Raw genomic sequence first — 20,819 nt, 5'->3', positions numbered from 1 at the left:
TTTATATTCTCTAGCACTTTTTTAACATTTCCTAAGAATATGTTAAACTTTATTACTTACTTGTATACAGAAATATCATATGTGATATAATTCAATATAGACGGAAAAGACTAGAAGAAAGGTGATGGGATGGAGTGAGTTTTAATAAAAATATAAAGTATAAAGATGTTTTAATATTCGCTTTAGTAGCCTTTATAGGTTATAAAATTGTTGATAACTATGCAGTTTATCTAGCTGTATTTAAACAGTTTTTAGTAGTACTTAAGCCATTTATGTTTGCATTAATTTTTGCATATGTATTAAATCCAATTATGAAATTATTTGAGAAGAGATTGAAGTTAAAGAGGGGGCCAGCGGTAGGATTAACATATTTTATTGTACTAGGAATAATAGTTCTTATAGGATTATATGGTATACCTAGTATTATAGATAGCATAGTTTCTATTACCAAAGATATACCAGACTATGTAAGCACAGTACAAGGTTGGGTCAATTCAGCACTTGAAAATGATAAATTCTATGAATTAATGAAAGATGCTGGCATACTACAGACTTTAACATCATTGTCAACTAAGGCGGGAACTATTTTAGTTTCAATATTAGAAAGCACAGCTGGATCACTTGTATCTATAACTACAGATATAATAATGTTTGGCTTTGGATTCTTAATATCAATTTATATATTACTTGATAAAGAGAAATTTATAAAACAAGCAAAGTTATTACTTATGATGCTTATAGGTGAGAAGTGGGGAAATAAAATACTTAATTTAACTAGAGTATATAATTATATGATTGGTACATATATAGGTATAAAGGCTCTAGATTCATTGATAATAGGACTTATGTCTCTTGTTGGGTTAATGGTATTAAAAGTGCCTTATGCCATATTATTAGCAGTTGTAGTTGGTTTTACTAACATGATTCCATACTTTGGACCTTTTGTGGGTATGGTAGTTTGTTCTATAGTAGCTGTATTTGTATCTCCTTGGAGGGCACTAGCTGTATTTATATTCTTACTTGCACTTCAACAATTCGATGCTTGGTATTTAGAACCTAAGCTAGTAAGTGGAAAAGTTGGAATTGGACCATTTTGGGTTATATTTGGAGTAACACTTGGTGGAGGTTTCTTTGGACCTTTAGGAATGCTTTTAGCATCACCAACAATGGCTACAATAAAGATATATTATGATAAAGTAGTAAATAAGTATAAAGATGAACATAAAGAATTGGTAGATTCATTATAGTAAATAAAAAAATCAGTAGCTTAAAGCTACTGATTTTTTTATTTGATATTCTTTTAATTTTTTCTAGAAGGACAGCTTTTGCTACATGAACCACAATTACATTGTCCTTTAGAGGATTTCTTAACATTTTTATATATTATATATACAGCTACAGCTGCAATTCCTATTGCTATTGCTATTTCCATTTATATCACCTTCGTTTTTAAATAAATATTGAAGCTACATTATAGAATATAAATGCAACAACCCATGCAAGTACAAGTTGATAACAAACTGAGAATATTGTAAGCTTTGTTCCATACTCTTTTTTCATAGTACCTACTGCAGATACACAAGGTACATAAAGTAAAGTAAATATTAAGAATGAGTATGCTGAAATTGCTGTAAAGAACTGAGGTAAAATAACCTTTAAATCTCCATTGAAAATAACTTCCATTGAAGAAACTACACTTTCTTTTGCAAGTAATCCACTAAGTAATGATACTGAAGATTGCCAGTTACCAAATCCAAGTGGTGCAAATATTGGAGCTATAAATGATCCAATAGAAGCTAAAATACTTTCATCAACACTTTCAACTACTCCATGTAAATTAAAGTTTGATAAGAACCATATTACTACAGTCATTGCAAATATTATAGTACCGGCTTTTTTTATGAAGCCTTTAGCTTTATCATAAGTTTGTTTTACTATTGAACTTAATTGAGGAATTTTATAATTAGGAAGTTCTATTATAAAAGGTTCCTCATCCTTTTTAAATAAAGTATTTTTAAATAAGATACCAATTAAGAATGCTATAATTATCCCTAATAAATATAGTGATGCAACAACTAAGCCTCTATGTTCAGTAAAGAATACTGAAGCAAATAATGCATATACAGGAAGTCGTGCATTACATGACATCAATGGAACAAGAAGAGCTGTAAGCTTTCTGTCTTTTTCACTTTCAAGGGTTCTAGCAGACATGATTGCAGGAACTGAACATCCAAATCCAACAACCATAGGTAAAAATGCTTTTCCTGAAAGCCCCATTTTTCTCATAAATTTATCCATTAAAAATGCTATTCTTGCCATATATCCGCTATCTTCTAAGAATGCTATACAAATAAATAGTGCAAGAATTACAGGTAAAAGTACTAAAATACCACCAACACCACCGATGATACCATCAACTAATAGTGATTGGAACCAAGGAGAAGTACTTGAAAGTAATGTATGCATCCAAGGTATAAATGAATCATTTAATACTCCATCTAAAAAGTCTGATATAGGTTGTCCAACCCATGAAAAAGTAAATTGGAACATAAATACCATTATTAAAATAAACAATGGATAAGCTAAAAATGGATTTAAGAATATTTTATCTAATCTTTCCGTTAAATCCTTTTTATTAGTATCTTTCTTATTTAAACAGTTATGTATAACTTTTTCTATATATTTATAAGCTGATTTCTCATCTTTAAAATCAAATTTATTTACATCTTTTATGTGTGTAAAGTTCTGTTTCTCTATTGTTTCCTTTAATAAATCTATACCTTGTCCTTTAGCAGCTATTATTGGAATAACTGTAACGCCTAATTCTTCAGATAGTTTTTTATAATCAATTTCAAAGCCTTTGCTTTGAACAACATCAATCATATTAACTGCAAGTATTATTGGCTTATTAAATTGTTTAAGTTGTGTTGTTAAATATAGATTTCTATCTAAATTCGAACCATCAACAATATTAAGAATAATATCTACATCGCCATCTTCTAAAAAGTGTTTAGCAACCTTTTCCTCATGTGAGAAAGTATCCATTGCATAGATTCCTGGTAAATCTACTATTTTTACATCTTTATAGTAACCTTCTTTTTTCTCAACTGTAACACCAGGCCAGTTTCCAACATATTGTTTTGAACCAGTAAGTGAGTTGAAGAGAGTTGTTTTACCAACATTTGGATTACCGAGTAGTGCAATTGTTGTCATTATATATTCCTCCTAAGTTAGTAAAATAATATTTTTTGCATCTTTTTTTCTTATAGCTAAGTCAAAGCCTCTAAAATTAATTATTAATGGATCTCCTAAAGGAGCAATTGCCTTTAAGCTTACATCAGTTCCTTCTATACAACCTAATGCTAATAATCTCTTAGCTAGTTTGCTGTCTCCACCTATATTACTTATAATTCCGTGTTCTCCGGGTTTTAATTTTATTAGTTCCATTTATTTAACACCTCGCAATGAAAATCATTATCATATATTTATAATATCACTATATGAATTTAGAAGTCAATGTTTAATATAAAAATAATATACTTAAAAAATAATGGAAAATTATCTACAATTGTAATGTAATATAATATTATAGTTATAATATTATATTATATTGCAAAAAAATATTTTATAGGTATAATATAATGAATAGTTATTTACTAAAGAAAAAGGAGGATTAATATGGAAAAAAATATAGCGGCTTTTTTTGATATAGACGGAACTTTATATAGAGAGGGCTTAATTACAGAAGTTTTTAAAAAAATGATTAAATATGAAATAATTGAACCAGAAAAATGGTACAATGATGTAAGGAAAGACTTTGAAAAGTGGGATAAAAGAGAAGGTGACTATGATATATATCTATTAAAAATGATTGATATATATATGGAAGCAATTAAAGGCCTAAATAAGCATCAAATAGAATTTATAGCTAAGAGAGTTATAGAACAAAAAGGTGACAGAGTATATACTTTTACAAGAGATAGAATAAAATGGCATAAGGAACAAGGACATATTTTAATTACAGTATCTGGTTCACCTTTAGAATTAGTTAAGGAAATGTCACTTAAACATGGTTTTAATGATTTTAAAGGAGCAGAGTATATTTCAGATGAAAAAGGGCAGTATACAGGAGATGTAATTCCTATGTGGGATAGTGAAAGTAAAGAGAAGGCTATAAAAGAATTACAAGAAAAGTATAATATAGATTTAGAAAATAGTTATGCTTATGGAGATACTGCGGGAGACTATACTATGTTCGGTAAAGTTGGTAATCCATATGCTATGAATCCTACAAAAGAACTTTTAAGAAAAATTATATCTGATAAAGAATTATCAGAAAGAATAAATATTATTGTAGAAAGAAAAGATGTAACGTATAATCTTAATGTAGGGGATATCCAATTTGAATAAGAAAGAGTGATACTGTGATTATAAAAGAGAACATTATACCTGTAGGAAATTTAGAAGAAGATCATTTTTTAGAAAATGAGCATAAAATTTTACCAGAAGATATAATATTTTTTGATTTAGAGCATTATGTATATAAGAAGCCAAAATGTATAGGAGTTTTTGGAGCGTGTATATATAATAAGGAAAAGAATATACTTCATGTAACTCAATATATGATTGAAAATAAAAGAGAGAGTAAGGATATTTTAAATTTAGCTTTAAGATATTTTAAGGACATGAAGGAAAATGGTAAAAAGGCCATATCAACATTTTCAGGTAATAATGACTTTACAGTAATAAATTACTTATTCAATAAATATAATATATCTTATAACTTTGAGACAGAATTTATATCAATAGATATTCAAAAAGCTTATGAAAAGGATATGAAGACATCTATAGGTCTTAAAAAATTAGAAAAGATTTTTGATATTGATAGACAAGGAGAAGTTATAAGTGGTTCTAATTTAGCTAAAACTTTTCATAAGGTAATGAAAGATAATGATTATATAAAGAGAATGCCTAAAGAAAAGATAGAGAAGATATTACTTTATAATGAGCAGGATGTTGTTAATTTATATTATATATATACTAATTGGAAGAAATATATTAAGTTAACTAAATTAAATGAAGAAGATAAAGTAGAAAAAGAAGAGCAAAAAATAGAGGTAGATATATTAGAAGATGAAGTTGATAATATAGAAACCATAGAAGAGAATAAAGAATCAAATATTAAAAATAATAAAGTGAATTTAGAATATAAGAATTTAAAAAGTAAATCTAGAGATAAAAAAGGCACCTAAAAGTATAGCTAACTTTCAGGTGCCTTTTTTTATTTCTTAGATATAGTTGTACCATTACTTTCTAAAACGATATCTCCATCTTTATCAGTTCTATAAATTTTAACTTTATATTTGTTAAGCTTTTTTAAAGTTTCTTTGTGAGGATGTCCATATGTATTATCAACACCACAAGATATAATACCAATTGATGGATTGACAGCCTTTAAAAATTGTTCAGTTGTTGAAGTTGATGATCCATGATGACCTAGCTTCAATACATCAGCTTTAAGATTATAGCCTTTTTCTATAACGTAATTTTCCTCAGTCTTTTCAGCATCACCTGTAAATAGGAATGAATTATTACCATACTCAACTTTTATAATAGGTGAGTAGTCATTTAAGTTGGTATTTTTACCATATCCATCAGCTTTAGGTGAATATACTGAAACTTTAGTATTTTTTCCTAAATCAATGGTATCAGTACCCTCTTTGATAACATTAATTTTTAAGTTTTTCTTTTTAAGAGCTTTAACCATATTTTCAAAAGTCTTAGTAGTATGTTCCACCTTAGGGGCATAGAACTTACCTATTTCATATTTATTTATTATATCATCCATATTACCTATATGGTCTTCATGAGGATGAGTTGCTATAACATAATCTAATTTCTTGATTTTTAGTTTATCTAAATATGAAATTATATCTTTTTCATTAGCTCGTGGACCAGCATCAATTAACATGTTTTTACCGTTTACTTGTATTAATTCTGCATCACCTTGTCCTACATTTATATAATGAACAAGTATATCAGAATTAGATGCATTAGAGCTATTTTTGCTATTAGTATTTGAAGCACTATTACATCCAATTAAAAAGGTTGATAATAATAGTAATAGTATACAAAGCAAAGATTTTAAATTTTTCTTCACGAGAAAACCTCCTTAGATAATATATACTGTATTAGTTTATCATCATATTGTATAATAATAAAGAGAAGTTAAGAAAGTAATATAATACAAATGAATATTATCAAGAGGTGAGAAGATGCAAATATTTAAGATGATTCAATATGGTATATATATGATTTATGTAAGATTAAAAGGGATTAAGTTTAAATATATATATAAGACCAAAGGGGAGAAAGCAGCTTTTGCATATGGACAAGATGTATTTGGTAAGTGGAGTGATTTCACAATAAATATGGTTGGAATGGAAATTGAAGTTAAAGGTTATGAAAATATACCAGATGAGGCTTGTGCTTTTATAGGTAATCACATGAGTATATTAGATATACCAGTACTTAGACAATCAGCAAAAAGGGATATAGGATTTATAGCTAAAAAAGAAGTGCTAAAGGTACCGATATTAGGTTTTTGGGTTAAAAATATGAACTGTGTGGCTTTAGATAGAGAAAATCCAAGATCAGCTATAAAGGTTATTGTTAAAGGAGCTGAATACTTAAAAAGTGGTTATAATATGGCAATTTTCCCAGAAGGAACTAGGGCTAAAGATGGAAAAGTTCATGAATTTAAAAAGGGAAGTATGAAGCTTGCTGTAAAGGCACAAGCACCAATAGTTCCAGTATCTATAGATGGTACTTCAAAATGCTTTGAAGATAACAGAAAATTTACTAAGGGAAAGGTTACTATAGTATTTGGCAAACCTATATATACTAAAGATTTATCTAAAGAAGATGAGAAAACTTTAACTGAAAAAGTTCATGATGAAGTTTTAAAAAATATGATTTGGGTAAAATAAAAAGAACTACTTTAAGTAGTTCTTTTTTGTTTAAATATAAATTTATAAACACTTAGATTTATATTTAGTCATATTATATATACATGAATATTAGGTAGTAATTTTTCTGTTATGTACGGGAAAAATATAAAACTTGAAAAGACGAAAAATTTACCGAAAATTTTATAAATAGTATGTGTTTTTGCAGATTTGAAGAAAAAATGAAAAAAAATTATTACCAAAATTTCATAAGGTATGATATAATGTGTATAAATTAATGGAATTAGAGAAAAAATGCAATTTTTCAAGTGTGAAAATTGCATGAGGGGGCAAGATTATGCAAAAAGAATTTTCAATGAGTAATGATAAAGTTATAATTAATTTCACTGCTAAGTATTGTGCAACTTTTGAATCTTTATTAGAAAGCGAAGCTTTTAGAAGAATTTTAGATTCTTTTTTAAGAACTGCAAAAAGTAAAAATTCATTAAGCTTTAGATATTTAGAAAAATCACTAAAAATAAATGATGTTATATTATTAAGAGGTGAGTTATCAAAAATATTTAAATTCTTAACAGTTATGAATGTAGAAGAGATAGTTGAATTTAATGAAAAATATAGAGAGTTATTAGAGAATAAAGAAGATTTCATAAGATTAATTGAAGAACTATATCTATTCTGGAGAAGACTTGAAAGATATACTTTAATTCATGGTGGAAAAGTTGACAATGGATTAGCTCAAATAAGCTTTACAGAAGCTAATGATGGATTATCAAAACTTATATTACGTCTTTACAGAAAAATTGAAAAGAATATACTAGGTGTTCAGCCAAAGGTATTTAGACAGATACCTGCTGGTGGTAATTCATGTATTATGATAAGTAAGATACTATGGCCAATGCCAAAAGGTTATGAAATGTTAGAAGATATACCATTTATAGACAGCATTCTTTTAGAAACACCATTTATAACATATCCAAAGAGAAATACAAGAACAGGAATGTTTAGTGAAACATATGAAAATCCATTAAATTATGCAAAGTTAAATGAAGATCATTGGTTCTGTTATCCTGCTAAAGTGGGGGAACTTCTAGCGTACATTTACTTCCATAGAGATTTTATGGAGCATGGAATAACTTTATGTAACCTTTTTGAAATGGCTAGAAAGGAAGAGTGCAGAGGAAGAAAACCAGATATGATATATGTCTTTGGGGCAAAAGATGAAGACAGTGATCATGAATTAAAGACTGTTTTCTATAATGATGAAAAGAATGATATAATGCTTGGATATGTAAATCATTCAGAAGAAATAGATTACTTTGGATATATGAAGAAGATGACATTAACACTTCATAATCTAATTATGATAAAAAGAGGAAATCTTCCAATACATGGTGCTATGGTTAATATAGTATTGAAGGACGGAAAGACTGCAAATGTAGCTATAATGGGTGATAGTGGTGCAGGTAAATCAGAAAGTTTAGAAGCCTTTAGAACATTAAGTGAAGATTATATATCAGATATGACAATAATATTTGATGATATGGGTACATTCAAATTAAAAGATGGAGAGATCTATGGATATGGAACGGAAATAGGTGCCTTTGTAAGATTAGATGATTTAGATCAAGGTTATGCATTTAAAGAAATGGATAGAAGTATATTTATGAATCCAGATAAAATAAATGCAAGACTTGTTATGCCAGTTGCTCCTTATAATGCAATTATTAAGGGATATAAAGTAGATTTATTCTACTATGCTAATAATTATGATAAGGTTGAAGAAGGCGGTAAGTCATTAAGCTACTTTGATAATGCAAAAGATGCAATTAAAGTATTTAGATCAGGTGCTAGAATGGCAAAAGGAACTACATCAGAAACAGGTTTAGTTGAATCATATTTTGCTAATCCATTTGGGCCAGCGCAAAAGCAAGAAGAGACTGATAAATTATTAAATAAATACTTTGCTGCAATGTTTAATGGAAATGTTAAGGTTGGACAATTAAGAACATGTCTTGGGGTTAAAGGGCATGAAAAGAATGGACCGAGAGAAGCGGCATTAGAACTATTTGAAGAAATAAAAAAATTATAAAATAAAAAGGTTGAGCTTTAAAAAGTTCAACCTTTACTTATATCTTTTTAAAATATTTAGTAAATGGATTGTTACTATCAGTAATAATTAATTTCTTTAGTGTAATTACTCCATCAATAACAAAATATGAGATAATAAATATTGTGATAACTCTACTAGTTTCTAATGGTATTAAATTTATTACATCCATTATTATAGGGTGAATAATTTTAAATACTATCATAGCAGCAAGGCCCCAACCTAATGAAAAATGTAAGCATATTCTTCCATTTAGATTTAGAGGATCTTCAGTATAATCCCACCATTTTAAATGAAATAATTTTTCTAATATATAGCTTGTAATATATTCAATAAAAGAAATTAGGATTGTTGAAATAATAAATAGAGTAAATAGATTAACATGAACTTTGTCTAATAAGTATACAAATAAGTACATAACTAATAAAATACATGCTCCATAAATAGGGCAGAAAGGTCCATGAAGAAAACCTCTATTAATAAATTTTTTCTGAGTCCAATACTGGTACGCAACCTCAGCACACCAACCTAGAAAAGAGTATGCAGTAAAAACTATAAAAATATTATTAATATTCATATATCCCTCCAAATTTATTTTTTAAACTAAATAAGGAAGGTATATACCTTCCTTATTTAATTTGAGAATTAATTAATCATTTACATATCTGCTTTTAGCAAAAAATGAAATTGCATAAAGTCCAGCAATACCTACAAGTGAATAAACAATTCTACTTACAGTAGACATATCACCAAATAGGGTTGCAACTAGATCAAAATGGAAAAATCCAATTAATCCCCAGTTAATAGCTCCTATTATTACTAATAATAATGCTATAGTATCTAAAAATTTCATAAAAAAAACACTTCCTTAAAATATTTTTTCATAATATAGTATTAACATTTTAAGAAAGCATTATGCATCAAAGCTTATAAAGTAATATTTCTATCTATTGGTTGAGATAGAGATATAAATGTATCAGTTCTCTGAATACCTGATATAGTGTTTATTTTATTCATTAATATTTCCTGTAAATCAGCGATATTTTTGCATATTACTTTCGCAAATACTGAATAGTTTCCAGTAGTTAAGTGTAACTCAACAACTTCTGTAATTTTTTGCATTTCATCAATAACATAATCAAATGATGAAGTTTTATCAACATATATACCAACAAAGCAACATACATCATAACCAAGCTTTGGAAGGTTAAGAATAATACGTGTTCCTTTTATTATGCCCATATCCTCCATCTTTTTCATTCTAACGTGAATAGTACCACCACTTACATGGCATATTCTAGCTATTTCTAAATATGGCGTTCTACAGTCCTTTATTAATAAATCTAATATTTGAAGATCTAATTCATCTAATTGTAAATGTGCGTTTATAGCCATTAAACCACCTCTTGGAATTAATAAATTTATAAAATAGTATTATTATATTAATATTATTATTTTTATAAATCAAGATATATTTTAACAAATAATCACCAATTCATAAAGCTATAAATGGAAAATGTTTAAAAACTTTATGAAATATTATTATTTTAATAAAATGCAAAATAAAATTAATTAAATAGAAACAAAATTTTGAAAAAGTTAATCTTTTAATTATTATACTTGAAAAGATTAGTAATTTAAATTAATATTAAATATATAAAGCTGATGAGGAGGACAAGTAAAATAATGAGTATACTAATGTCAATTTTATATTTTATAATAATGTTAGCTGTTATATTTGGTATTTATATGCTTTGTAAAAAATATGTATTTCCAAAAGTACGTGTAAATAAATATATACCACTTGCAGTAGCAATTATATTACTTATAGTACAAATGACTGGAGTAGTTAAAAATCAATGGATTACGATAATTATAACTCCAATTATAGTAGTATGTTTCTTATGGTTTATGGATATTCAACAAACTGGTGGACCAAAGAAAGCTGATAAGAAAATTGTTATAAAGTCAAAAGCAAAACCAAATAGAGCTAAACACTTAAAGAAATAGTAAATTAAACAAAAATCCAAAGTATATACTTTGGATTTTTTAATCTACAAATATAGGAGAACTTATAGCAATCCTAGTACCTTCTTGATAAACTTTTATTACAAACCAGCTTTGGTTATCTTCTAATTTATGAGAGTATAAATATTTAATTTTATTTAATTTTATATCTTGAACAGAATGAAGAATTTCTCCACCATTAGTTATTATCTCTATTTTTTCTATTAAATAATATTTATCTTCTAGAAGAATAGAAAAATCTATAGTATCGCAATTAGATGAAATTATTCCACCCATTAACATATCATTAGCAAAAAAATAAAATAATAAGCTTCTACTTTCAGAAGAGAATGTGTTACGGTTTCTAAAACATTCTATCAAAGTATTTTTACTAAGCTTTGGAAGTAGTACTCCTGTTACGTTATCATAATTTCCAAAGTCTAAATTCCCAGTACTTTGACTATTTATAGCACCAAGTTTCCAACCAATATCTAGGAGTTTAAAGTAATATTTTTCTCTTCTATTATACCGTTCTCCAAAAGCTCCACTACATACCTCTACAGAAGTTATCATGTTATTTAACACTTTATTATAAGGAAGAGATAAGATGCTTTTAATAGGTCTTTTAATAATTATAAAAGCATCAGGGTTATTAATCATCCAAAATATCAATAAGTTGATGTCTTTAATATCTCCAGTAAAAAAATTATTTGAATTTATTACATTTATATCTCCATAGGGTATAGTTTTTGCTTCAAAACCTTGAAGTGCAATAAAATTATCTTTTTTTCTTGAAAATTTTTTGCATATATTATATGAAGAATTCCATCTTGTTATATTATGACCATCATAAGAAACACTTTTAGTTAAAAAGCTATTTTGGTCTGTAACCATTAAGAAATCTAAATGACTTCTATAAGTATAGTTTAGTGTATCATTAGGTGAAGCAGAGCCTAATGAATAAGAGGTGTAGCAATTTGGTATACCATAGAATACACTAATATCTTTTAAGTTGAAAATATTTATATCATATTTATTATGTTTACCCATATATATTATCCTTAAAATTGATTATAATTATATATAGTGGTATATAGTATAAAATAATGACAACAATTTATTTAAATGATAAAATAGTATAAGAATTTTACATGGAGATGAGAAGAATGATTAAGAGTTTTAAGAACAAAATACCAATGGTTAGTAACAATACATATATATCTGAAAGTGTAGATATAATCGGAGATGTTACAATTGAAGAAAATTGTAATATTTGGTTTGGTGCTAGATTAAGAGGAGATATGAATAAAATACATGTAGGAAAAGGAAGTAATATTCAAGAAAATTCAGTTTTACATGTAGATACCGATTTTGAAACTATAATCGGAGAAAACGTTACAGTAGGACATGGTGCTATTGTTCATGGATGTACTATCTGTGATAATGTTTTAATAGGTATGGGGTCAATAATATTAAATGGTGCAAAAATAGGTAAAAATTCAATTGTTGGAGCTGGAGCTTTAGTTACCCAAAATAAAGAATTTGAAGAGGGAGTTTTAATACTTGGTAATCCAGCAAAAGCTGTTAGAAAACTAACAGAAAAAGAAGTAGAAAGCATAAGAGAGTCAGCTAAACATTATATAGAGCTGAGTAAGGAGTATGCTTAATTTAGGAGGAAAAATGATAAAAATAGGTGAATATAATAAACTAGAAGTTGTTAAAGAAAGGGACTTTGGATTCTTTTTAGCAGATGAAAAGAAAAATGAGATATTACTACCAAAGGCTTTATTAGATGGAAATGAGATTGAAGTTGGTGATGAAGTAAATGTATTTACATATATGGATTCGCAAGGTAGAGCAGTTGCAACTATGAAGAAGCCATTAATTGAAGTTGGTAAGGTTGCATATTTAGAAGTTGTTCATCAAAACGATTTTGGTGCATTCTGTGATATGGGACTTGAAAGAGATTTATTTGTACCAATGAGAGAACAAAGATTTAAACTTTTAGTAGGTAAAAAGTATTTATTCTATGCTTATTTAGATAAGAGTGGTAGACTTGCGGCTACTACAGAAGTTGATGATTACTTAGACCAAGGAGAAGGATATGAAGTTGATGATATAGTAAAAGTTATTTCATATGGAAAAGGTACATCAACAACAATTAAAGTTGCAATAGATGGCAAGTATAGAGGAATAATACTTGGAAATGAGCATATTGAAACTATATACCCAGGTGAAGAATTAGATGCTAGAGTTAAAAGAATATATGAAGACGGAACAGTTGGACTTACTACAAGAAAGAAAAGATTAGATGCTAGAGATGAAATCAAGGAATCAATACTTAAGTATTTAAAATCAAATGGTGGAATGATGGCATATAATGATAAGTCAAATCCAGAAGAGATTAGAGAAATTTTCGGAACAAGTAAGAATTATTTCAAAATGGCATTAGGTGGATTAATGAAAGAAGGCCTAATAGAACAGAATGAAGAAGGAACTAAATTAAAATAATCTCAAAATTCAAATAGTCTATATCATAAAATTTATGATATAGACTATTTTTACTTTAAAACTATTTTCTAAATATACCAAGGATAAGTTTGCTAATTTCATTAATTACTAAAGGAACTAATGAAATTAAAAATACAAATTCAAAATCTCCAAATGATAATGGATAAGTCTTAAATACTGATGATAGGAAAGGAACTGAAATTATTAAAATCTGTAATACTACACCTAAAATAAGTGAAAAAAGTAAAGCTTTATTTTTCAATATACCTACCTTAAATATAGATTTTTTACTATCTCTTAATGAGAAAGATAAAAATAATTGAGATATACTAAGAACTACAAATGCCATAGTTTGTGCATGCACAATGGAATCTGAGTAATATTTAAGCCCAGTTTTGAAAGCAATTAATGTTGTAATTCCAACAGTTAATCCATTTATTATTAAAGTGAATATAGTATCTTTTGTAAATATACTTTCCTTTGGGTTTCTTGGCGGGTATTCCATAACGCCTTCGTCACCAGGATCTACACCTAGTGCAAGAGCTGGGAAACTATCAGTTATAAGATTAACCCATAAAATATGAATAGGTTGAAGTGGGGCAGCCCAATTTAAAACAATAGCAACAAATAAAGCTATTACCTCACCGAAGTTACCTGAAAGTAAGAAAGTTATAGATTTTTTTATATTTGAATAAATATTTCTACCTTCCTCAACAGCGCCAACTATAGTAGTGAAGTTATCATCTGTAAGTATCATATCAGCAGCACCTTTAGCAACATCAGTACCTGTTATACCCATAGCAACACCAATATCAGCAGCTTTAAGGGAAGGTGCATCATTTACACCATCACCTGTCATTGAAACAATATTCCCATGAGATTTAAATGCTTTAACTATCTTTACTTTATGCTCAGGAGATACACGAGCAAATATTCTATATTTATTTATATTATTTTTAATTTCATCATCTGATAATGTATCTAATTCGTTGCCTTCTATACATTCATTAAAATCACTTGAAATACCAAGTTCATGACCAATAGCATATGCTGTATTTTTATGGTCACCAGTTATCATTATTGTTGTTATCCCAGCTTTATCACAAAGGTCTATGGAGCCTTTAACTTCCTCTCTAGGAGGATCAATCATGCCCATTAATCCAACAAAAATCAGATCTTTTTCAATATCAGGTATAGAAGTATTCTCTGACTCTAAATCCTTATATGCACCACCTAAAACTCTTAAAGCTTCATTGGACATTTCATTTGATTTAGATAAAAGATCCTTCTTTATAGGATCAGTTAAATCTTTTATTTCTCCATTTATAAGGATTTTAGTACATACTTTAAACAATGAATCAATAGCTCCCTTTGTATGAACTCTGTAATGATTATCATATTTATTTACTGTACTCATAAGCTTTCTATCAGAATCAAAAGGTATTTCATCAATTCTATTATATTTATTGTTTAATTCATCTTTGTAATAATTAAATCTAACACCAATATCTAAAAGTGCTATTTCTGTAGGATCACCTGTATCACCTTTATCTGATAAAGTAGCATCATTACAGAGAATCATGGTTTCAAATAATATTTTAGAATTATCATTAAGATCATTAATGTCATCTACAGATAAAATGGAATTTGTATCATAAACTTTTCTAACAGTCATTTTGTTTAAGGTTAAAGTTCCAGTTTTATCAGAGCATATAATATTTACAGAACCTAGAGTTTCAACAGCAGGTAATTTTTTTACTATAGCATTTTGCTTTATCATTCTTTGGACTCCAAGCGCAAGAACTATAGCAACTATAGCAGGAAGACCTTCAGGAATTGCAGCAACTGCTAAGCTAATAGCAGTAAGAGCCATTTCAAAGGTATCTCTGCCTTGGAATAAACCAATTACGAATATAAGCACACATATAATTATCGCGGCTATTCCTAAAATTTTACCAAGAGAAGATAATTTCTTTTGAAGAGGTGTCATATCCTCTTCTTCGTTTTCAATCATTTTAGCTATCTTACCTATTTCAGTATCCATAGCTGTTGCAACACATACTCCAATACCTCGACCATAAGTTGCTAAAGTAGACATATATGCCATGTTTTCTCTATCGCCAACTGGAATATCTTTAGAATCAAATACTTTAGTTGCATCCTTATCAGCTGGAACTGATTCACCAGTAAATGCAGACTCTTCAATCTTAAGGTTAGCAGTTTGGATTAAACGTAAATCACAAGGAATATATCTACCAGCATCTATAACAACAATATCACCTAAAACAACTTCTTCTGATGGAATTTCTATAACTTCACCGTTCCTTTTAACTAATGCTTTAGGTGTTGAAAGTTCTTTTAATGCAGAAAGTGCCTTTTCAGCCTTAGACTCCTGAACGACACCAATAATTGCATTTATCAAGATAACTATAAGTATTACAATAGAATCACTATATTCACCCATTATTGCAGAGATAATTGCAGCACCAATTAGTATATAAATCATTGCATCATTTATTTGTGCAAGGAAAATGCTAAGAAGAGTTTTGGGTTTTTTAGATGATAGCTTATTTAAACCATTTTTCTCAAGTCTAGCTTTTGCTTCTGCTTCTGACAAGCCTTTATTTTTATCAGTAGAAAATTCTTTTAAAACATCATCTATAGATTTGTTATACATAAATTATCACCTCTTTACAAAATATGATTAAATAAAAAAATATTTACTAAATATAGGGTAATCAGATTGATGAAAATAAATACATGGTAAATTTATAGAGATATATACTTTTTTTTGATATAATTTAATATAAAGTAAAAAGCTTATTAATTTATGTGTAATAAGAAAGCATATTTTACAAATTATATGCAATATATTAGCTTTAAAATACAATAATATATATTAAATATGAGGAGGAGAAGATTATGAAGAAAAAGATTACGGCTTTATTATTAGTTGTATTATCAATATTTGCTTTTGTTGGATGTGGAAATAGCGAAGAAAAAGCAAAAGAACCTGCAAAAGAAATTAAAGTAGCTATTCCAGATGGACTACCAGCAATAAGTGCTGCTAAATTAATTAAAGATAACCCAGTAATAGAAAAGAGATATAATGTTACTTATTCAATAGAAAAAACACCAGAAAATATTGTAACTTCAGTTATGAAAGGTGAACCTGACATTGCAATAGTTCCATCAAATGTTGCAGCAACACAATATAATAAAGGAGCTGGATATAAAATTGCGGCTACAACTGGTTGGGGATCATTCTACTTAGTATCAACAGAAAAGATTAAAGATATAAAAGATTTAAAAGGAAAAGATATATTTAATATAGGTAAAGGACTTACACCTGATATAGTAACAAGAGATGTATTAACTCATTTAGGATTTAATATTGATAAGGATATTACATTTAGTTATTTAAATGGAATTACAGAGCTTGCACCAACAATTTTATCAGGAAAGGCTAAATTTGCAGTTATACCAGAACCGGCATTAAGCCAAGTTCTTGCAAAGAAACCTGATCTTAATATTATAATGAATCTAAACGATGAGTGGAAAAAACAAAATGATTCAAAATATGGATTCCCTCAAGCAACTATAATAGTTAAAGAAGACTTAATAAAAAATAATAAAGAATTTGTAGATAAATTCTTAAAAGAATTAGAAAATAGCGTTAATTATGCATTAGAAGATAAAAAAGAGCTTGGAGCAATCTGTGAAGAAATAGGAGTTTCAGCTAATAAGGATATAATCACTAAATCTATAGAAAAGTCAAACCTTAAATATGTTCCAATAAAGTATTCAGAGAAAGAATACAATACTTACTTTAAGAAGCTAGATGGTTTTGATAAAAAGTCAATTGGAGGAAAGATTCCAGATGAAGGAATCTACATGGAAAAATAAATTAGAGATACTATTTGGAGCAATTATATTATTAGTAATTTGGCAAATAGTTGCAGTTAAAATTAATAATGATATATATCTTCCAAAACTTCAAGAAGTGTATACTTCACTATTAGAAATAATTAGAGAGAAAGACTTTTTATTAACTGTATTTTGGAGCTTTTATAGAACAATTATCAGTTTTGGAGTTGCACTTATAGTAGCAATAATTATAGGGGTACTATCTAGTATGTACCCCTTTATAAATAATTTATTAAAACCTTTGAATTCTATAGGAAAAACCATCCCTACACTTGTATTAGTAGTACTTGCACTTATATGGTTTGATAAAGATAGTGCACCTTTTGTAGTTGGTATCGCAATTGTATTTCCAATTCTTTATGAGGGTATTATAAATACCCTAACAAAAAATGATAAAAAATTAGAAGAAATGATGTTAATATATGAAGTACCAATGACAGAGAGAATAAAGAAAGTATATATACCTAATATAATATTTTATATACTTAGAATACTTGTTCCAACTATATCATTAGCATTTAAAGTTGTAATTGCAGGAGAAGTTCATGGTCAACCCCAATATGGTATTGGAGCTGCGGTTCAATTAGAAAAAATGAATTTTAATACCCCAGGGATATTTGCATGGATAATAATTATTGCTATAATATCATTGTTGTTTGAATTATTAAATAAGATTTTAACTGGGAAATATTACAGGTGGCAGAGTGAAGATGTGTAAGCTAATATTAAAAGATGTAAGCAAAAGCTTTGGAGAAAAGAAAATACTAGATAAATTTAACTTAGTATTAGATAATCAAAAGATAAATTGTCTAATAGGGGAATCAGGAAGAGGTAAAAGTACAATCTTAAATCTTATTTCTGGACTATTAGATATTGATAGCGGAAAAATAGATGGCTGTAATTTAAAAAGTGTTAGTTATATCTTTCAAGAAGATAGACTAATACCTTGGCTTACAGTTAAAGAAAATCTAAATCTTGCCTTAAAACATTATTATAAAGGGGAAGATTTAGAACTGAAGATTAAAGAGGTGTTAGAAAAAGTTCAAGGCTTAGAATGGGCCAATAGGTATCCAGATAAGCTAAGTGGAGGAATGAAGCAAAGAATTAATATTGCAAGAGCTCTTGGGAAGCCTTCAGATGTAATACTTATGGACGAGCCTTTTAAATCTTTAGATTATAAAACAAAATACATAATCATGGATGAATTTAAAAAAATTTTTAAAGAGGATGGGAGAATAGTTGTATTTGTAACCCATGATGTAGATGAGTGTATTTATTTTCAAGGAAAAATAATAATCCTTGGAGAGAGTCCACTAAAGATAAAGGGAGTTTTTACAGAGGAACTTCAAAAGTACAAAAAAAATATTATTAATTTACTGTAAGGAGAAAATATGTTAAAGAAATTTATTAGTTATTATAAGACTTATAAAAGGCTATTTTTATTTGATATGCTTGCAGCACTTATAGCTGCCGGATGTGATTTGGTATATCCATATATGACAAAGGAGCTTATAAATATATCTATACCGGATAAAAACTTGAGAATGATAATTACTTTTGCAATAGCACTGATTATGATTTTCATTGTTAAAGCACTTTGTGCTTATTTTATGCAATATTGGGGACATGTAGTTGGAGTAAGAATGCAGGGAGATATGAGAAGAGAACTATTTACTCACCTTCAAAGACTTCCAAACAAGTATTTTGACAACAACAAAACTGGAGATATAATGTCTAGAATAGTTAATGATTTAAATGATATTTCAGAACTTGCACATCATGGTCCAGAAGATTTATTTATTTCAATTATAATGTTAGTTGGATCGTTCTTAATACTTATAAATATAAATGTGTTACTTACACTTATAATATTTGCTTTTATCCCTATAATAGTTATTTTTACATTTATACAAAGAAATAGAATGCATAAAGCATTTCTTAAAACAAGAGAAGAAACAGGATTTGTAAATGCTACTTTAGAAAATAGTATATCAGGTATAAAGGTTTCAAAAGCTTTTGTAAGTGAAGAGTATGAAGTTAAAAAATTTGAAGTAGGAAATTCAAGATTTAAAAAAGCAAGAGAGAGTGCTTATAAAATTATGGCTCAATATTTTTCAGGAGCTGGATTCTATGTAGATTTATTAAATTATATTGTTTTAATAGCTGGTGGTATATTCACTTTATATGGAAAAATAAACATAGGTGATTTTATGGCATATGTTTTATATATAAAATTATTTACTGATCCTATTAAAAAGCTTATAAACTTTATGGAACAATATCAAAATGGTATGACTGGATTTAAGAGATTTACTGATATATTAAGTGTCCAAGATGAGCAAGATAAAGAGGATGCTAAAAATTTATCTAATGTTAAGGGTAATATAGAATTTAAAGGTGTTCATTTTAGCTACGAAGATAAAAAAATTCTTGAAGGAATATCTTTAGATATAGAGGCTGGAAAAATGGTTGCATTGGTTGGTCCGTCAGGAGGTGGTAAAACTACATTCTGTAATTTAATTCCTAGATTCTATGAAATAGAAAGTGGAGATATTTTAATTGATGGAAATAGTATTTATGATGCTAAGGTTGATTCATTAAGAAGGAATATAGGTATAGTTCAGCAGGAGGTATTCTTATTTACAGGAACTATAAAAGAAAATATTCTATATGGTAATATGCATGCAACTGAAGATGAAGTTATAGAGGCTTGTAAGCTTGCTAACATTCATGACTTTATAATGGCACAAAAAGATGGTTATGAAACTTATATAGGAGAAAGAGGAGTAAAACTTTCAGGTGGTCAAAAACAAAGAATATCAATAGCTAGAGTATTTTTAAAGAATCCACCAATTCTTATATTAGATGAAGCAACATCAGCACTTGATAATACTACTGAATATATGATACAAAAATCATTAGAAAAACTTTGCGTTGGAAGAACTACTATAGTTGTAGCACATAGATTATCAACTATAAGAAATGCAGATGAAATAGTAGTTTTAACTGATAATGGTATTGAAGAAAAAGGCACACATAATGAATTATTAGAAAAAGAAGGAGTGTATGCAAATCTTTATAATTCAGCTATAAAATTAAATTAAATTAAACTAATACTTTGTAATTTTAAATAGGTTAGAGCAATAAAATTTAAAAAAACTCTAACCTATTTTGTATTTGATAATATTCTTTAATATTATTAAAACAATATTAAAGAATATTATAGGAGTAATTGTTAAAAATAGTATTGACTATTAGTTTGAAAAGAGTTATTATTAAGAAAATATGAAATATACCCC

General features: G+C 27.7%; 21 protein-coding genes. 12 read left to right on the top strand and 9 right to left on the bottom strand.

Translation table 11 applies throughout. From position 1 onward, the window contains the following. The first annotated feature begins 134 nt into the window (after positions 1–134). A complete protein-coding gene (locus K5V21_RS13530; protein WP_221861719.1) occupies positions 135–1,247 on the top strand; it encodes an AI-2E family transporter in 1,113 nt (370 codons plus the stop codon). 53 nt (positions 1,248–1,300) lie between these two features. Here the strand turns inward: K5V21_RS13530 and K5V21_RS13525 are convergent, their stop codons facing one another. From K5V21_RS13525 to K5V21_RS13515, 3 genes are read right to left on the bottom strand one after another with little or no spacing between them, the layout of a single operon-like run. After that, positions 1,301–1,432: a FeoB-associated Cys-rich membrane protein gene (locus tag K5V21_RS13525; protein ID WP_204595199.1), complete on the bottom strand. Its 132-nt coding sequence runs from the start codon at positions 1,430–1,432 to the stop codon at positions 1,301–1,303. Positions 1,433–1,449: 17 nt separating this feature from the next. After that, a complete protein-coding gene (gene feoB / locus K5V21_RS13520; protein WP_221861718.1) occupies positions 1,450–3,213 on the bottom strand; it encodes a ferrous iron transport protein B in 1,764 nt (587 codons plus the stop codon). A 12-nt stretch (positions 3,214–3,225) separates the two neighbouring features. Then, complete coding sequence (locus K5V21_RS13515; protein WP_204595201.1) at positions 3,226–3,447, bottom strand: FeoA family protein; 222 nt, start codon at positions 3,445–3,447, stop codon at positions 3,226–3,228. A 231-nt stretch (positions 3,448–3,678) separates the two neighbouring features. Between K5V21_RS13515 and K5V21_RS13510 the strand changes: the two genes are divergently transcribed. Both K5V21_RS13510 and K5V21_RS13505 read left to right on the top strand, forming a co-directional pair. Continuing rightward, complete coding sequence (locus tag K5V21_RS13510) at positions 3,679–4,410, top strand: HAD-IB family hydrolase (protein WP_221861717.1); 732 nt, start codon at positions 3,679–3,681, stop codon at positions 4,408–4,410. A gap of 14 nt (positions 4,411–4,424) precedes the next feature. Next, entirely contained in the window at positions 4,425–5,252 is an 828-nt protein-coding gene (locus K5V21_RS13505) for a ribonuclease H-like domain-containing protein (RefSeq protein ID WP_221861716.1), read from the top strand. A 29-nt stretch (positions 5,253–5,281) separates the two neighbouring features. Here the strand turns inward: K5V21_RS13505 and K5V21_RS13500 are convergent, their stop codons facing one another. Further along, a complete protein-coding gene (locus K5V21_RS13500; protein WP_221861715.1) occupies positions 5,282–6,160 on the bottom strand; it encodes a ComEC/Rec2 family competence protein in 879 nt (292 codons plus the stop codon). A gap of 115 nt (positions 6,161–6,275) precedes the next feature. On the opposite strand from K5V21_RS13500, the gene K5V21_RS13495 reads away from it, so the two are divergent. Together K5V21_RS13495 and K5V21_RS13490 are read left to right on the top strand one after the other, a co-directional pair. Then, positions 6,276–6,989 (top strand): lysophospholipid acyltransferase family protein, encoded by a 714-nt coding sequence (locus K5V21_RS13495; RefSeq protein WP_221861714.1) that lies wholly within the window; start codon positions 6,276–6,278, stop codon positions 6,987–6,989. 316 nt (positions 6,990–7,305) lie between these two features. Next, the gene (locus tag K5V21_RS13490) at positions 7,306–9,057 is read left to right on the top strand and encodes a phosphoenolpyruvate carboxykinase (ATP) (protein WP_221861713.1); all 1,752 of its coding nucleotides are present in this window, start codon (positions 7,306–7,308) and stop codon (positions 9,055–9,057) included. Between the two features lie 37 nt (positions 9,058–9,094). On the opposite strand, the gene K5V21_RS13485 is transcribed toward K5V21_RS13490, so the two are convergent. From K5V21_RS13485 to K5V21_RS13475, 3 genes are all read right to left on the bottom strand, one after another. Next, complete coding sequence (locus K5V21_RS13485) at positions 9,095–9,652, bottom strand: putative ABC transporter permease (RefSeq protein ID WP_221861712.1); 558 nt, start codon at positions 9,650–9,652, stop codon at positions 9,095–9,097. A 72-nt stretch (positions 9,653–9,724) separates the two neighbouring features. Then, complete coding sequence (locus K5V21_RS13480) at positions 9,725–9,928, bottom strand: DUF378 domain-containing protein (protein ID WP_204595208.1); 204 nt, start codon at positions 9,926–9,928, stop codon at positions 9,725–9,727. 74 nt (positions 9,929–10,002) lie between these two features. Next, positions 10,003–10,470: an Lrp/AsnC ligand binding domain-containing protein gene (locus K5V21_RS13475; RefSeq protein WP_204595209.1), complete on the bottom strand. Its 468-nt coding sequence runs from the start codon at positions 10,468–10,470 to the stop codon at positions 10,003–10,005. 291 nt (positions 10,471–10,761) lie between these two features. Here K5V21_RS13475 and K5V21_RS13470 point away from each other — a divergent pair, with 291 nt between their 5' ends. Beyond that, on the top strand, positions 10,762–11,085 hold the full coding sequence (locus K5V21_RS13470; RefSeq protein ID WP_204594432.1) for a hypothetical protein: 324 nt from the start codon (positions 10,762–10,764) through the stop codon (positions 11,083–11,085). A 39-nt stretch (positions 11,086–11,124) separates the two neighbouring features. Here K5V21_RS13470 and K5V21_RS13465 read toward each other — a convergent pair whose 3' ends face one another. Beyond that, the gene (locus K5V21_RS13465) at positions 11,125–12,132 is read right to left on the bottom strand and encodes a CehA/McbA family metallohydrolase domain-containing protein (RefSeq protein ID WP_221861711.1); all 1,008 of its coding nucleotides are present in this window, start codon (positions 12,130–12,132) and stop codon (positions 11,125–11,127) included. 116 nt (positions 12,133–12,248) lie between these two features. Between K5V21_RS13465 and K5V21_RS13460 the strand changes: the two genes are divergently transcribed. Both K5V21_RS13460 and K5V21_RS13455 read left to right on the top strand, forming a co-directional pair. Continuing rightward, positions 12,249–12,749 carry a gamma carbonic anhydrase family protein gene (locus tag K5V21_RS13460; RefSeq protein WP_204594434.1) on the top strand — a complete coding sequence of 167 codons (501 nt, stop codon included), beginning with the start codon at positions 12,249–12,251 and terminating at the stop codon, positions 12,747–12,749. 13 nt (positions 12,750–12,762) lie between these two features. After that, positions 12,763–13,593, top strand: coding sequence for a CvfB family protein (locus tag K5V21_RS13455; protein ID WP_221861710.1), 831 nt, complete (start codon positions 12,763–12,765; stop codon positions 13,591–13,593). A 61-nt stretch (positions 13,594–13,654) separates the two neighbouring features. Here the strand turns inward: K5V21_RS13455 and K5V21_RS13450 are convergent, their stop codons facing one another. Further along, positions 13,655–16,270 (bottom strand): calcium-translocating P-type ATPase, PMCA-type, encoded by a 2,616-nt coding sequence (locus K5V21_RS13450; protein ID WP_221861709.1) that lies wholly within the window; start codon positions 16,268–16,270, stop codon positions 13,655–13,657. A 245-nt stretch (positions 16,271–16,515) separates the two neighbouring features. Here K5V21_RS13450 and K5V21_RS13445 point away from each other — a divergent pair, with 245 nt between their 5' ends. Genes K5V21_RS13445 through K5V21_RS13430 form a run of 4 tightly spaced genes read left to right on the top strand, consistent with a single transcriptional unit; the run spans position 16,516 to position 20,624 of the window. Beyond that, complete coding sequence (locus tag K5V21_RS13445) at positions 16,516–17,499, top strand: ABC transporter substrate-binding protein (RefSeq protein WP_221861708.1); 984 nt, start codon at positions 16,516–16,518, stop codon at positions 17,497–17,499. Next, the gene (locus tag K5V21_RS13440) at positions 17,474–18,238 is read left to right on the top strand and encodes an ABC transporter permease (RefSeq protein ID WP_221861707.1); all 765 of its coding nucleotides are present in this window, start codon (positions 17,474–17,476) and stop codon (positions 18,236–18,238) included. Before K5V21_RS13445 ends, K5V21_RS13440 begins: the two co-directional genes overlap by 26 nt. Beyond that, positions 18,231–18,902 carry an ABC transporter ATP-binding protein gene (locus K5V21_RS13435; RefSeq protein ID WP_221861706.1) on the top strand — a complete coding sequence of 224 codons (672 nt, stop codon included), beginning with the start codon at positions 18,231–18,233 and terminating at the stop codon, positions 18,900–18,902. Before K5V21_RS13440 ends, K5V21_RS13435 begins: the two co-directional genes overlap by 8 nt. Before the next feature lie 9 nt (positions 18,903–18,911). Next, positions 18,912–20,624 (top strand): ABC transporter ATP-binding protein, encoded by a 1,713-nt coding sequence (locus tag K5V21_RS13430; protein WP_221861705.1) that lies wholly within the window; start codon positions 18,912–18,914, stop codon positions 20,622–20,624. The last annotated feature ends 195 nt before the right edge of the window (positions 20,625–20,819 follow it).

Source organism: Clostridium sardiniense, assembly GCF_019753795.1.
Lineage (GTDB): Bacteria > Bacillota > Clostridia > Clostridiales > Clostridiaceae > Clostridium > Clostridium sardiniense.
The sequence above is the reverse complement of the archived record's forward strand: the minus strand, read 5'-3'. Positions and strand labels throughout refer to the sequence as shown.

Excerpts from the sequence above, each read along its gene's own strand:
- K5V21_RS13525 (WP_204595199.1), bottom strand. The coding sequence starts at position 1,432 with ATGGAAATAGCAATAGCAATAGGAATTGCAGCTGTAGCTGTATATATA.
- feoB (WP_221861718.1), bottom strand. The coding sequence starts at position 3,213 with ATGACAACAATTGCACTACTCGGTAATCCAAATGTTGGTAAAACAACT.
- K5V21_RS13515 (WP_204595201.1), bottom strand. The coding sequence starts at position 3,447 with ATGGAACTAATAAAATTAAAACCCGGAGAACACGGAATTATAAGTAAT.
- K5V21_RS13510 (WP_221861717.1), top strand. The coding sequence starts at position 3,679 with ATGGAAAAAAATATAGCGGCTTTTTTTGATATAGACGGAACTTTATAT.
- K5V21_RS13495 (WP_221861714.1), top strand. The coding sequence starts at position 6,276 with ATGCAAATATTTAAGATGATTCAATATGGTATATATATGATTTATGTA.
- K5V21_RS13490 (WP_221861713.1), top strand. The coding sequence starts at position 7,306 with ATGCAAAAAGAATTTTCAATGAGTAATGATAAAGTTATAATTAATTTC.
- K5V21_RS13485 (WP_221861712.1), bottom strand. The coding sequence starts at position 9,652 with ATGAATATTAATAATATTTTTATAGTTTTTACTGCATACTCTTTTCTA.
- K5V21_RS13480 (WP_204595208.1), bottom strand. The coding sequence starts at position 9,928 with ATGAAATTTTTAGATACTATAGCATTATTATTAGTAATAATAGGAGCT.
- K5V21_RS13475 (WP_204595209.1), bottom strand. The coding sequence starts at position 10,470 with ATGGCTATAAACGCACATTTACAATTAGATGAATTAGATCTTCAAATA.
- K5V21_RS13470 (WP_204594432.1), top strand. The coding sequence starts at position 10,762 with ATGAGTATACTAATGTCAATTTTATATTTTATAATAATGTTAGCTGTT.
- K5V21_RS13465 (WP_221861711.1), bottom strand. The coding sequence starts at position 12,132 with ATGGGTAAACATAATAAATATGATATAAATATTTTCAACTTAAAAGAT.
- K5V21_RS13460 (WP_204594434.1), top strand. The coding sequence starts at position 12,249 with ATGATTAAGAGTTTTAAGAACAAAATACCAATGGTTAGTAACAATACA.
- K5V21_RS13455 (WP_221861710.1), top strand. The coding sequence starts at position 12,763 with ATGATAAAAATAGGTGAATATAATAAACTAGAAGTTGTTAAAGAAAGG.
- K5V21_RS13450 (WP_221861709.1), bottom strand. The coding sequence starts at position 16,270 with ATGTATAACAAATCTATAGATGATGTTTTAAAAGAATTTTCTACTGAT.
- K5V21_RS13445 (WP_221861708.1), top strand. The coding sequence starts at position 16,516 with ATGAAGAAAAAGATTACGGCTTTATTATTAGTTGTATTATCAATATTT.
- K5V21_RS13440 (WP_221861707.1), top strand. The coding sequence starts at position 17,474 with ATGAAGGAATCTACATGGAAAAATAAATTAGAGATACTATTTGGAGCA.
- K5V21_RS13435 (WP_221861706.1), top strand. The coding sequence starts at position 18,231 with ATGTGTAAGCTAATATTAAAAGATGTAAGCAAAAGCTTTGGAGAAAAG.
- K5V21_RS13430 (WP_221861705.1), top strand. The coding sequence starts at position 18,912 with ATGTTAAAGAAATTTATTAGTTATTATAAGACTTATAAAAGGCTATTT.